Source organism: Sodalis sp. RH15 (assembly GCF_047324255.1).
Classification (GTDB): Bacteria; Pseudomonadota; Gammaproteobacteria; order Enterobacterales; family Enterobacteriaceae; genus Acerihabitans; species Acerihabitans ligni.
Genome location: NZ_CP178738.1, coordinates 2,963,817 through 2,977,080, shown reverse-complemented (window position 1 = coordinate 2,977,080; position 13,264 = coordinate 2,963,817). Strand labels below are relative to the sequence as shown.

At 57.9% G+C, this 13,264-nt stretch carries 11 protein-coding genes; 5 read left to right on the top strand and 6 right to left on the bottom strand.

Annotation, left to right across the window (positions count from 1 at the left end):
* Nucleotides 1-24 precede the first annotated feature (24 nt).
* From ACL2XO_RS13685 to ACL2XO_RS13670, 4 genes are read right to left on the bottom strand one after another with little or no spacing between them, the layout of a single operon-like run.
* Nucleotides 25-1,071, bottom strand: coding sequence for an ABC transporter ATP-binding protein (locus ACL2XO_RS13685; RefSeq protein WP_413742962.1), 1,047 nt, complete (start codon nt 1,069-1,071; stop codon nt 25-27).
* Nucleotides 1,071-1,952 carry an ABC transporter permease gene (locus tag ACL2XO_RS13680; RefSeq protein WP_203521621.1) on the bottom strand — a complete coding sequence of 294 codons (882 nt, stop codon included), beginning with the start codon at nt 1,950-1,952 and terminating at the stop codon, nt 1,071-1,073. Before ACL2XO_RS13680 ends, ACL2XO_RS13685 begins: the two co-directional genes overlap by 1 nt.
* Complete coding sequence (locus tag ACL2XO_RS13675) at nt 1,952-2,908, bottom strand: ABC transporter permease (protein ID WP_413724310.1); 957 nt, start codon at nt 2,906-2,908, stop codon at nt 1,952-1,954. The genes ACL2XO_RS13680 and ACL2XO_RS13675 overlap by 1 nt, the downstream gene beginning before the upstream one ends.
* A gap of 26 nt (nt 2,909-2,934) precedes the next feature.
* Nucleotides 2,935-4,455, bottom strand: a complete 1,521-nt coding sequence (locus tag ACL2XO_RS13670; RefSeq protein ID WP_413742961.1) for an ABC transporter substrate-binding protein — start codon at nt 4,453-4,455, stop codon at nt 2,935-2,937.
* 148 nt (nt 4,456-4,603) lie between these two features.
* Between ACL2XO_RS13670 and ACL2XO_RS13665 the strand changes: the two genes are divergently transcribed.
* Nucleotides 4,604-5,320 (top strand): GntR family transcriptional regulator, encoded by a 717-nt coding sequence (locus ACL2XO_RS13665; protein ID WP_413742960.1) that lies wholly within the window; start codon nt 4,604-4,606, stop codon nt 5,318-5,320.
* A complete protein-coding gene (locus tag ACL2XO_RS13660; RefSeq protein WP_413742959.1) occupies nt 5,301-6,437 on the top strand; it encodes a mandelate racemase/muconate lactonizing enzyme family protein in 1,137 nt (378 codons plus the stop codon). Before ACL2XO_RS13665 ends, ACL2XO_RS13660 begins: the two co-directional genes overlap by 20 nt.
* Nucleotides 6,438-6,496: 59 nt before the next feature.
* On the opposite strand, the gene ACL2XO_RS13655 is transcribed toward ACL2XO_RS13660, so the two are convergent.
* Complete coding sequence (locus ACL2XO_RS13655) at nt 6,497-7,402, bottom strand: LysR substrate-binding domain-containing protein (RefSeq protein ID WP_413724308.1); 906 nt, start codon at nt 7,400-7,402, stop codon at nt 6,497-6,499.
* Between the two features lie 179 nt (nt 7,403-7,581).
* On the opposite strand from ACL2XO_RS13655, the gene ACL2XO_RS13650 reads away from it, so the two are divergent.
* From ACL2XO_RS13650 to ACL2XO_RS13640, 3 genes are read left to right on the top strand one after another with little or no spacing between them, the layout of a single operon-like run.
* Nucleotides 7,582-9,081 carry a UbiD family decarboxylase gene (locus ACL2XO_RS13650; protein ID WP_132921821.1) on the top strand — a complete coding sequence of 500 codons (1,500 nt, stop codon included), beginning with the start codon at nt 7,582-7,584 and terminating at the stop codon, nt 9,079-9,081.
* An 8-nt stretch (nt 9,082-9,089) separates the two neighbouring features.
* A complete protein-coding gene (locus ACL2XO_RS13645) occupies nt 9,090-9,701 on the top strand; it encodes a UbiX family flavin prenyltransferase (protein ID WP_413742958.1) in 612 nt (203 codons plus the stop codon).
* Nucleotides 9,702-9,710: 9 nt separating this feature from the next.
* Entirely contained in the window at nt 9,711-10,427 is a 717-nt protein-coding gene (locus ACL2XO_RS13640) for a DUF554 domain-containing protein (RefSeq protein ID WP_413742957.1), read from the top strand.
* 147 nt (nt 10,428-10,574) lie between these two features.
* Here the strand turns inward: ACL2XO_RS13640 and ACL2XO_RS13635 are convergent, their stop codons facing one another.
* Nucleotides 10,575-12,986, bottom strand: a complete 2,412-nt coding sequence (locus ACL2XO_RS13635; protein ID WP_413742956.1) for a TonB-dependent receptor domain-containing protein — start codon at nt 12,984-12,986, stop codon at nt 10,575-10,577.
* Nucleotides 12,987-13,264: the final 278 nt, after the last annotated feature.

Genomic DNA, 13,264 nt, shown 5'->3' with positions numbered 1-13,264 from the left:
GCCCGCGCCGCATCGGACCGGCGATCATTGGCATACGGATATCCTCCCCGCGCCGGCCGGCAAGGAGAGCTCATCGGCGAAATGGCAGGCGCTCACGTGCCCTGACGCCTGCCGATCCGCCCGCGGTAGCGGCACCTCGGTGGCGCAGGGGGTACGGTTACGGCACAGCGTGCAGCGCGGGCGGAAGGCGCACCCCGAGGGCAGCCTGGCAAAATCCGGCGGTTCGCCGGCAATGGCCTCAAGCTCCCGGTGGACGTCGGTATCCAGACCGGGAATACTGCCGAGCAAGGCGCGGGTATAAGGATGCCGCGGCGAGCGGAAGACGTCCTGAACGTCGCCCTGCTCCACAATGCGTCCGGCATACATGACCGCCACCCGATGGGCATATCGCGCCACCAGCTTCATATCATGGGTAATGAGCAGCAGCGCCGCGCCGGTTTGCTCGCAGGCGTCGCGCATGCTGCTCATCACCTGGGCCTGCACGGTGACATCCAGTGCGGTGGTGGGTTCGTCGGCAATGATAAGCCGAGGATGATTCGCCAGGGCGATGGCTATCAATACCCGCTGGCACAGGCCTCCCGACAGCTGGTGGGGATGGCGTCGCATAATGTCCGCGCCCCGGCTGATGCCCGCCAGCGCCAGCGCCTGTTCCGCCCGGTTCTCACGCTGGGCGCGGGTCAAAGACGGCTGGTGACGGGAAATGCTTTCGGCAATCTGCCGGCCGACGGTCAGCACCGGATTGAGGGATGACATGGGATCCTGGAAAACCATGGCGATTTCGTCGCCGTTAAGCCGCTCGCGGCTCTCGGCGTCCAGGGTCAGCAGGTCGCGGCCATTGTACATTATCCCGCCGCCGGCCACGGAAATCCGGGGCGGCAGCAGCGACATCAGCGACAGCGCCGTCAGGGTCTTGCCGGATCCCGATTCGCCCACGATACACAGTGTTTCCCCGCGCGCCACGGTGAAAGACACATCGGTGACGGCCCGCCGGCCGCCGCCTTTGACGGCGATCATCACGTTGAGCCCTTTCACCTCCAGCAGCGGCGGTGAAATATCATGATCAGGCATCATTATTCATCTCCCGCCGAATCCAGCGATTTTTGCATGGCGTCCCCAAGCAGGTTCAGGCCCAGCACCAGTAGCATTAACAGCAAACCCGGCACCACGGCATAGAGCGGCGCAACGGTGAGATAATCCCGGCTGCCGCTGAGCATGGTGCCCCAGGAGGCGGACGGCGGCCTGATGCCCAGGCCGATAAAAGAGAGGGACGCCTCCAGCAACACCCCGTGGCCTGCCGCCGAGGCCAGCTGCGAAATCACCACGCCGATACCGTTGGGCATGACGTGGCGCAGCATGATGCGCCACAGGCCGGTACCCTGCGCCACGGCCGCCTTGACATAGTCGAGTTCCCGTTCCCGCAAGACCGAGGCGCGCATCAGGCGGGCAAACAGGGGAAGATTGACAAAAGCTACCGCGATGCATATCTGTATCAGCCCGGGACCCAGGATGGCCACGGCAATCACCCCCAGCAGGATGCCGGGATAGGCGAGCAGAATATCGCAGGCGCGCATCAGCAGGGTATCCACAAACCGTCCCCCCATGCCGGAAATCAGTCCGACGATAATGCCGAGGCCGGCGCCGGCGGCGACGCTGACAAACCCCACCAGCAGTGAAATGCGCGCGCCGAACAGCACGCGGCTAAGCAGGTCACGAGACAGTTCGTCAGTACCCAGGGGATGGCCGGCCGTACCGGCCGCCGCCAGCCGCAGCCCGGCGAACTGGGTAGCGGGATCGCAGGGGGCCAGCCAGGGCGCCAGCACCGCCGCCAGGGTAATCAGCGCCACCACGGTGAAACCGAACAGGCCGGACGGCCTTGCCATCACGGCCTTTATCAGCCTGAAGCGCCGGCGCGGCGCACGGATGTCGTCGCGCTCCAGGGATGCCACACTCATCAGCGATGGCTCCCTGTCAGGCGGATGCGCGGATCGATGGCGCCGTACAGCAGATCCACCACCAGGTTCAGCGCCAGGAAAAACAGCACCAGGATAATCAATATTCCCTGCACCATGCCGTAATCGCGGTTGATAATGGACTGCACCAGCAGCCGGCCGATGCCCGGCCAGGCGAATACCGATTCTATCACCACGGCGCCGCCGAGCATCCGGCCAAGCAGTACGCCGGTCATGGTCACGATAGGCAGCATGGAATTACGCAAAACATGGTGGTAGACAAGGGTCCGGTGACGCAGTCCCTTGGCGCGGGCGGTACGGATGTAGCTCTCCCCCAAGGTCTCTATGACCGCATTGCGCGTGGAGCGCATCAGCACTGCCGCGCCGTGCAGCCCCAGAGTCAAGGTGGGCAGCACCAGCGAGCACAAAAAACCAAAGACCGACTCATCGGTGCTGGTCAGCCCGCCGGGCGGCAGCCAGCCGAGCTTTACCGCGAACAGCATGATTCCCAGCATGCCGAGCCAGAAGCCGGGGGTCGCCACCGCCAGAGAGGAAAAGAGCGACGCTCCCCAATCGATGATTTTACCCTCGCCAAGCCCGGCGGCCAGACCGAAAGGCACGCCGACGATCAGGGCGGTCAACAGCGACGTGGCGGCGATCAGCAGCGAAAACGGCAGGCGGCTGAAGATCAGCTCGCTGTTATCCCGGTGATAAATGTAGGACACGCCGAAATCGCCCCGTCCCATATGCCTGAGCCAGGCCATATACTGTACCGGCAGTGAACGGTCCAGGCCGTATTCCGCCCGGATGCGCTGCACGTCCGCCTGGGTGGCGTCCGGTCCGGCTATGATATCCGCCGGGTCGCCCGGCATGGCGCGGACTACCGCAAACACGATAATGCTTGAAATCAGCAATACCGGAATCCACTGGAGGATTCGGTTGATCAGATAGGCTGCCATCAAAGCGCCCTCCGGGTTAAGGGACGTTATTTATCCAGTTTCGCTTCCGTCAGGATGGGCATGCCGTCAAGGTTGAATCGCAGGCCGGCGAGACCCTTGGCGGAGGCCCATAACACCGGCAGCGTCGCCACCGGCAGCACCCAGTTCTCCTTGAGCATAAAGCTGTCGATGCGCTGCCATGCCTGGTCGGTATCCGGCCCGGACGGCCGGCTGGTGACCAGGGCGATGTCGTCGCTGTACTGTTGCGAGGAAATTTGCGCCGGGTTATCACTGGTGCGGAAGATTACCGCCGACAGCAGGATGGTGGACGGGCCGCGACCGGCACGGCCATAGACATGGGCCGCCAGTTGGAAATCGCCTTTACGGAAGCGGGAAATATAGGCGGCCTCGGACATCTCAACGATAGTGGCCTTCAGGCCGATATCCTGCAGCGCCCCTTGCACCACCTGCGCCATGGCGCCGATTTGCGGCTCCGACTGGCTGCGGGACATAATGGTAATCTCGGCGCCGGCGGCGCCCGCCCGGGCAATCAGGGCTTTGGCCCGGGCCGGATCGTAGGCGCAATCCTTCTCATGGCCGGCGGCTTCCCGCTGGCTGTACCGCGGCCAAGGCAGGCATTTCACCAGCGAGGAGGGACCGGCGATATCATGGGCGATACGCACGCGATCCAGCGCCAGGCCAATGGCCTGCCGCACGTCGGGTTTATCCAGGGGCGGGACCTTGGTATTAAAGGTGAGATCCAGCACCCGCCCTTCGGCGGTGGCGGCGCCGGTGGCAAAGCCCGCCCCGGCGAGCTGGCCCGCGGCCTCGCGATCGATGGAGGGGAGAAAATCCACCGCGCCAGCGCTCATTTGCATCACGCCGGACTGCTGGTCAGGGATGATTTTGATGATGACCTTTTTAAGCGCCGGCTTACCGCCCCAATACCCATCGTTGCGGACGAAAACCGCGTCCTGCCCCGGCTCGTAGCCGGCGAGCTTGAACGGGCCGGTACCGTTGCCGCCGGTTTTGACCTTTTTAGGCTGGCTGCCGTCGATGATAAAGGCCAAATCCAGCAAATCGAATACCGCATCAGATGCGCCGTCAAAATGCAGGATAACCGTATCCTCAGCCGGGGTGTCGATGCTTTTAATCATCTTCGCCAGAGGCAGGATATTGGCGCCGTTGGCGGGATCTTTGGCATAGTTCAGGCTGAAGGCCACATCCTGGGCGGTCAGCGGCTTGCCGTTATGGAAGGTGACGCCTTTGCGAAGCGTGAAGGTCATGGTCTTGCCGTCGTCCGAACGCGTCCAGGATTGGGCCAGTTCGGCGTGGGGCTTACCGTCGGCATCCAGCGCGATGAGCGTATTATAGAGCAGGCGGTTCAGGACAAAGGTGCCCATACGCAGTTCGGTGGGATCAAACGACGTGATATCGGCGCTTTGCCCGATGACCAGCGTATCGCGCTGGGCGGCGCAGACCTTCAGACTCCCCGGCCCCAGACTTATCAGCAACGGCAGGATAAACACAACGGCTAGGACCCAGCGGCTGAACGGCTTCACTCTCATACATTCCCTCATGGCGCTTTATGGTATTATGAACGTCAATAACGATATTTGATCAAATATTCTATCTGTTAGTTCGAATACTATTGAATAGTGGCGATATATAAAAGAAAATAAGCCCACAAGTCATATATTTTGATCAAATATGGTTATGCGGAAATTAGATATAGAAAGTAAAGCCGGCGAAACCGAGATCACCGACCGGCTCCGGGACGCCATTATCAATCGTCAGGAATTCGATGCCGGCGCGCCGCTGCGTATCGATGCCCTGGCGACGCGTTTCGGCGTTTCCCATATGCCCATACGCGCGGCGCTGCACCGGCTGGAGAGCGAAGGACTGATTGTCGCCCAGCCGAACAAGGGCGCCCGGGTGGTGGCGGTGGATGAGATTTTTGTCGGCCAAATGCTGGATATCCGCATTGTCATTGAAAGCTATCTGGCCCGCCGCGCCGCCGAACGCATGACGGCGCTGGATTTATCCCATCTGGAAACCCTGCGGGCGCGGCATGAGGACGCGGTGGCCCAGGGAGATGCCGCCCTGGCTTTACTGGCAAACCGGGAATTTCATGCCGCCATCCATCACATCGCCGATAACCGCGATGCCAATCTTATTCTGGAGCGGCACTGGCGGCTGATAAGCGCGCTGTGGCGCCGCTACGGCTATGAATCCGATCGTTTTGCCGGCGTGGTGGCGGACCACCGCCTGTTGCTGGCGGCCTTCACCGCCGGCGACGGCGAATCGGCGGCGGCGGTGACCGCCGCCCATACCGCGCGGGCTAAGCTGGTGTTGCTTAACAGAATGCGTAAAGCCGCCCTTTCCTCCCACCCACAACCTGCCGGGGAGCAGCATGACGATGTTTCACGATAATGGCCGCAATAATGACCGCATTGAGGCGCTGGAACTGCTGCACTGTCCGGTGACGGAAAAAACCACCTGGTCGTTTATCAAACTGCATATGTCCGACGGGGTGACGGGATGGGGGGAAGCCAGCTGGGTGCGCAATCCGGCGGCCCTCGACGCCTTTCACGCCCTCGCAGGGGAGCGGCTGCTGGGACAGGATTGGAACGGGTTGAAAAAGTACCTGTCCGCAGACGCCGGCACGCTGCCGCAGGCAGCAATCCACAGCGCTCTTGACCAGGCGATGTGGGATATTCGCGGCAAACGGCGCGGCTGTCCCTCCTGGGCGCTGGCGGGCGCAGCGCATCGCGGGCGCATTCCCCTTTACGCCAACGTTAACCGCAGCATTACCGATCGTTCAGATACGGGATTTAGGCTTGCTGGGCAAAAGGCCACCGCCGCCGGTTTTAACCGCATAAAAATCGCGCCGTTTGACAGCCTGACGCCGGAAAACGGCTCCTCCCCCCTGGGGAAGGCATTACTGGATCAGGGACTGGCACGGGTGGCCGCCGCCCGATCGGGCATCGGCGCCGCCGCTGATTTATATGTTGACTGCCACTGGCGATTCGATGAGCGCTCCGCCGCGGCGGTGATGAAAGAGCTATCGGCCCTGGGGGTGAGCTGGTTTGAGTGCCCGTTGCCGGAAACGCCGGAAAACATTCCCGCCCTGAAAAGGCTGCGCGGCCAGGCCAACGTGCTGGGCATGCGGCTTGCCGGCCTGGAGGAGCTTACCGGCCCGGCGCTGTTCAGGCCCTGGCTGGCTGCCGGCGCCTATGACGTGGTGATGCCGGACGTCAAATATGCGCGGGGCATCAGCGGCGTGCTGGAGGTGGCGGCCCTGGCCGCCTCATACGGCATCGGCTGCGCGCCGCACAATCCCAGCGGGCCGATTTGCCATGCCGCCAGCCTTGCGGCCTGCGCCGCCGGGCAGACCATCGCGCTGTTGGAGCACCAGTTTGATGAAACGCCGGCCTTTTGGCGGATGATCGCGGATGATTTCCCTCGGCCCAGCAATGGCGAGAGCCTGTTGCCTTCCGCCTGGGGATTGGGAACAGCGCTGCGGCGGCTGTCTGATACACTTTTATGACAGGCAACTACGTTGCCAAGGGTTTCCGGTAAAGATTGGCTCCGTTTTAAACCAATTGCCTAATTTCCCGTATCGACATCCGGAAAAGGATAGCCTGTCTGCACGATATCCATCAGCTCCTTCATATAGGATGCCACCGACATTTTTACCACCGCCGGGAAAAAAATCTGTGGCGCCGAGAGAATATCAACAACATGGCAATTATCGAGCTTTGCGGGATCCACTTCAGAGGCCGGGAGCAACGCCGCGGCTTCAAGGCCGGATTGCAGCCAGTCAAGGATGACGCCGGGCTGGGAAATATTCATAATGATTTTTGGATTAACGCCCCCCTTGCGAAAATGATCGGTAATTAATTCGTAGGTTCCCGCATCCCTGGATCGGCGCAATAACACCAGCGGGAATTTCCCCAGGGATAAAAACGGTATGGGATTGGCGGGAATTTCCGCAGAGAGCTTTTTATTGATTACCGCCACCAGGTTTATGGGGGCAAAAGAAATGCAATCATATCCCTCGCTGTGAGAAGGCTTCTGAATCAGGGCAATATCAACCAGGCCATTTTGCAGCAATGATTCCAGATTACTGGAATCGGAAACAGAAACGCTGATTTCTACATTTGGATTAAGCCGGTGCAATTTCAGGATCAATGGCTTGAAATAGGACTGGAATAAGTGGGTAAGACCAATGCGCAGCAGCCGGCTCTCCCGGTTCTTGATCAGGATGATTTCCCGTTTGGTATCCTCCACATCGCGTAAAATGGCGCAGGCATTTTTATAAAGATGATAGCCTGACTCGGTAGGCTCAAGCCTTCTGCCGTTACGCAAAAATAACGGAACATTGAGTTCTTCTTCCAATTCCTGTATACGTTTACTCAGCGGCGGTTGCGCCATATTCAAAATACGGGCCGCCTGACTGATGGTCCCCTGCTCAAAGACAACGCAAAAATATTTCAACCTTTTAAGATCCATAAAACCCTCCTTGTTCAGGTTAAAATTAAGCCTGCCTCAGAATAGTGACGCATATCATTTTTTAGTCAAAGAAAAAAAACCGTTTTGGTATGAGATATAGTATCAAAATGGTATTCGTCGATTTTTTATAATAGGCGTATTTTCCTTACAAAATTCCATATACTCTGTAGGGAACATATATGTCTACTCAAAAAAATCATGCCGATGTTAATCCGGTGCACGATCTGCGTTCCGCCCTTGCGCTTTTAAAAACCCTGCCCAATGAACTGGTCACCACCGATGTGGAAGTCGATCCCAACGCCGAGCTGTCGGGGGTCTATCGTTATGTGGGCGCCGGCGGCACCTGCATGCGTCCGACCCGCAAAAACGGGCCGGCCATGGTATTCAACAAGATCAAGGGCTTTGACGATATCAGCGTCGCCATCGGCCTGGTGGGCTCCCGCAAGCGCGTGGGGCAATTTTTAGGCTGCGCGCCCGATAAGCTTGGCTTTTTATTGCGCGATTCGGTCCATACGCCTATTGCGCCCGTCACTATCGATGCCAAGGGCGCCCCGTGCCAGGAAGTGGTGCATTTAGCCACGGACGCCGGTTTCGATTTGCGCACGCTGCTGCCGGCGCCCACCAATACGGAAGAGGATGCCGGTCCCTATGTCACCATGGGCCTGTGTTACGCCTCCGACCCCGACACCGGCGAATCGGATATCACCATCCACCGTCTTTGCGTGCAAAGCCGCGACGAACTTTCCATGTGGCTGACGCCCGGCCGCCATATCGATGCCTTCCGGCAAAAAGCGGAAGCCGCGGGGAAACCGCTGGCGATTTCCATCAGTATCGGCGTGGACCCCGCTATTGAAATCGCCGCCTGCTTCGAGCCGCCGACAACGCCGCTGGGTTTCAATGAACTGAGCATCGCGGGCTCGCTCCGCGGCCGCGCGGTGGAAATGGTCCAGTGCAAAACCATCAACGAACGCTGCATCGCCCATGCCGAGATTGTTATTGAAGGCGAATTATTGCCGAACGTGCGGCTGCGTGAAGACCAAAACACCGATACCGGCAAAGCGATGCCTGAATTTCCCGGCTATACCGGCGGCGCGAAAGCGGCCCTGCCGGTTATCAAGGTGAAAGCGGTCACCCATCGCCTGCACCCCATCTGGCGCACCACCATCGGCCCTGGGGAAGAACACGTGAATATGGCGGGTATCCCCACGGAAGCCAGTATCCTCGATTTGGTTAACCGCGCCATGCCGGGCAAATTGCTTAACGTCTTCGCGCACTCCGCGGGCGGCGGCAAATTGCTGGCCGTCATGCAGTTCAAAAAATCCGCCGCGGTGGACGAAGGGCGCCAGCGCCAGGCCGGCCTGCTGGCCTTTGCCGCCTTCCCGGAATTGAAGCATGTGATCCTGGTGGATGAAGATGTGGACATTTTTGACAGCGACGACGTGATGTGGGCCATGCAGACCCGCTATCAAGGCGATGTGGACACGGTCTTTATTCCCGGCGTACGCTGCCACCCCCTCGATCCGTCGCAGGTCCCGGCCTACAGCCCCAGCATTTTGCAGGAAGGCATGTCCTGCAAGACCATTTTTGACTGCACGGTTCCCTTCAGCATGAAGTCGCAGTTTGAACGTTCACGCTTTAAAGAAGTGGATGTTAAACGCTTCCTGCCGGATTTTGAGTAAGGGATAGCATGATTTCACGGCGCATTATCATCGGCATCAGCGGCGCTTCCGGTTTCCAGTATGGCGTCAAAGCCCTGGAACTGCTGAAGGGTCTGGATCTGGAGGTCCATCTGGTGGTCTCCAGGGGGGCGGAGAAGACCTGCCGACTGGAAACCGATTATCGGATGGACGAGGTTATTTCACTGGCGGATAAGGTTCACCCCATCGAGGATCTCGGCGCCTCTATCGCCAGCGGCTCCTTTCACACCCTCGGTATGCTGGTGGCGCCCTGTTCCATGCGCACTCTGGCCGCCATAGCCCACTGCCTGACGGACAATCTGCTGACCCGCGCCGCCGACGTTGTGTTGAAGGAGCGACGCCGTCTGGTGTTGATGGCGCGGGAAACCCCGCTGAATCTGGGGCATTTGCGGAATATGCAGCAAGTCACGGAAATGGGCGGGATTATATTCCCTCCCGTACCGGCGCTTTATCACCGGCCGCAAACCCCGGACGATATCATTACCCACAGCGTCGGACGCGCCCTCGATTTGCTGGGGATCGAAATCAAGAATCTGCCTCGCTGGGGCGATGGCGACACCATAAAAACACCCCGCGGCGAACCGGCGGATGATTCATTTTAAGGAATATAAATGTTAATTGGACCCTATGTTAACGGGACGGCGGTGGTGATCGGCGGCCTGGTGGGCGCTTTTCTCGGCACGCGTTTGCCTGAGCGCATCCGTTCGGCCTTGCCGCTGACCTTCGGCCTGTGCTCCATGGGCCTGGGCATCATGCTGATCGTCAAAGTGAAATATATGCCCGCGGTGGTGCTGGCCATGGTTATCGGCGCCATGCTGGGAGAGCTGTTCTTCGTGGAAAGAGGCATCGGCAAAGCGGCGGGTTATACACGTGGCATTGTGGATAAATTCCTGCCGCCGGCCCAGGGTTTGACCCATCAGGAATTCATGGATAAATTCGTGGCCATCGTGGTGCTGTTCTGCGCCAGCGGAACCGGTATCTTCGGCGCCATGCATGAAGGCATGACCGGCGATCCCTCTATCCTGTACATCAAGACCGTACTGGATCTGTTCACCTCGGCCATTTTCGCGACGATATTGGGCTATGCGGTAGTGGTCATCGCCATCCCGCAGTTGGCTATCCAGCTCGCGCTGGCTACGCTGGCCGCATTTATCCTGCCCATGACCACCCCTGATATGATGTTGGACTTTTCCGCCGCCGGCGGCCTTATCATGCTGGCCACCGGCCTGCGGATATGCGGTATCAAGCTGTTCCCGGTGGCCAATATGCTGCCAGGGCTGTTTCTTATCATGCCGTTCTCCTTTTTGTGGGCAACCTATATCGCCTGAAAAACCCAGTTCCGGCGTAACGCGTGTTAAAGGGAGACCGCGGCAATGGGGCCGGAGCGGCCATAGTCGGCCGCGAAGCGCCCCATGCCACGGTAGGCCCGCTACCTCCGACGTACAGCGGGCCTGTCAATGGGAGACCGGGGCAAATCAGAAATCGATATTCATCCCCACCTGGAAACTCCGGCCCGGCATCACCGCCAGCGCTTTATCATAGGCATCCTGATTGCTGCTTTCGGTAAGATCCCTGCTGCTGAGGTAATCCCAGTATTTGCGGTCGGTAATATTGTATACGCCGCCGCTCAGCTTCACGTTCTTCGCCACTTGCCAATACCCGGTCCAGTCCAGCAGGCCATAGCCCGGCACGTTCATATATTCAGTGGTGGCATCGGTGATGGCCGTACCGCTGTTGCTGTAGGTTTCCCGGTTGGTATCGGTAGCGCGTTTACCGTGCACAAAGGTCGCGGTCAGCGCGGTACCGTAGCGTTTCGCCGGATCATCCCAGGCTACCCCGACGATAGCCTTCATCGGCGCTACGCTGTCGATATCCACATATTTATCGCCGAGATAGCTGGATTTGGATTTACCTTCGTTATAGCCAAAGGCCAGGGTTGCGCTCAAACCATTAACCTCTTCGAACCAGGTGCCGAAATTGACCTTGACGCTGGTTTCCCCACCGTAGATGTATGCCCTATCACGGTTTTCAGCCTCATAGGTGATGTAGATATTCGACGGAACGTTGGTAAAGGCTTCCGGATTGCCGGAACGGGTGTAGCGGTTATAGGCGATGAAATTTTTATAGGTATTGTAGAAAACGGAGGTATGCATCGTCACCCCGTCAGCCACCTCTCCTTTTACTCCCCACTCCAGGTTGTTGCTGGTTTCGGTTTTCAGGTCGGGATTCCCGATCAGGGCATATTGTGACGTGCCGGCATAACTCGACCCCAGATTCCAGGAACTGTACAGCTGGCTGGGATTCGGGAACTGTGCGCCTCGTTTATACTGCAAATAGGTCATCAGGCGCGGCGTAAGATCATATTGAAAAACCAGTGACGGCAATACCTGAGTGTCAGAATTACTCTTGCCATACAGCGACGCCAGTTCAGACTCGTCCAAGGCCGTGCTGCCGCTGGCCAGGCTGGAAAGATTCTGCGGTTTGGTGGACTGATGAGCCACCCGTACGCCGGGAATAATGGCAAAATGCTTACCGCCAAGATCAAAGTTGATTTGATCTTGGGCAAAGGCCCCCAGCGCAGTGGTTTTGCTGTCCGCCTGGGGTTGCATAATGATGTTATAGACGCTCTGGGCGGGCACCTGGGTGAAGGGCCGTTTCGTGGTTGTCAGGCTGGCGTTCACCCCGGCGCTCAGGTCATGGCGCCCCAGGGTTTTGGCCAGCGCATTATTAAAACCTACGGTATCCGTATCGTAATTGGATAAGACCGTTTCCATGCTGGTGGTGCTTTCAGGCATATAAGTCCAGTCATGGGCCTCAGTATGCTGGTAATAGAGCTTCGAAGACATGCTGTCGATAATGTCGTTAAACGGCGTCCAGTCGTCTTTCAGGCTGACGCCGTAGCGGCGGGTCTGGCTGGTCTGATCCGTGGTGCCGATAATGGCGCTTCCCGCTGAATTCCAGCCATCATAATGGGTGTGGTTGGTCTTATTATAATAATCGAAAGTCCCGGTCAGTTTATGCTGATCGTTGGGCTGCCAGATACCGGACGTCATAAAGGCATCGGAATGCCAGTTGGCCGGATAGGCATCCACGGTACCGCTGTTATTGCGGGTCTGCTGACCATCCCGGCGGCTGTAAACAAAGATCCCGCGTAACGTTTCGTCGCCGCCGGCGGCGGTAATGCCGTTATGCCAGCTGCGATTGGAAGAATCATAATCGCTCTGGTAGCCAAAATAGGTTTGCCGGGTGGGGGAAAGATAATAATCAGCAGACTTTGGGTTAAAAGAGACGGCCCCGCCAATATAAATATTGGGGTTATCAATGGAGGTCGCGCCGGACTGAATATCCACGTTGCCATACATATAGGGGTCGATATAATCGCGGCCGATACCGAACGTATTTAATCCTGCGCGGCCGACGTAACCGCGGCTGGTGGCATCCGGCTGCGGAATACCGTCCACATCGATGCCGACACGGTTGCTCTCAAGCCCGCGGATATTATAGCCGGTGTAACCGCCGCGATCGAAGCCGCTTTTTCCGGCGCCGGATCCGCCGCTGGCACCCGTGGCGCTGATAAGCGGCTGATAGCGCATGATAGTGCCGAAATCAGTACCGCCGTTTTTTTGCAGCTCGGCGGCGCTCAGGGTTGTCTGGGACCCGGCCTTATTTTTGATACGCGGCGCGGTGACGGTAAGCGTTTCATGATTTTGCTGTTTAATAGCCGATTGTTCCGGCGCGGCCGGTTTATTGTTCTCTTTGGCCGTAGCGTCCTGTGTATTAAGAATAAGGGCGTCATTATTGTCGGCATAACTTTCCGTTGATAATACACTTACAATGGCACCGGTTAATACGCTCGTCAGAAAGAATTTATTGAAATTGACGCGCATCCTTTTTTTACTTGGCGGAAGCATATAATTCTCTCACAATCTATAGTGATTATAGGGTGCTCAGCCATTGCTATCAGTATTAAAATTACCATTCCCAAAAAAATTAAAATCTCTTATCAAGATAAAGGTTATTTTGTTATTGCCACAATTATTAAAAGGATAATGGCAATATTTCTCTACGTCCGGTGATGGCCGGCAAGATCTATTTTCTAAATGACGTGTCTGAGATGAAAGATAGTAATGATAATGATTTTCAATATCAATCTCAAAGACGATTT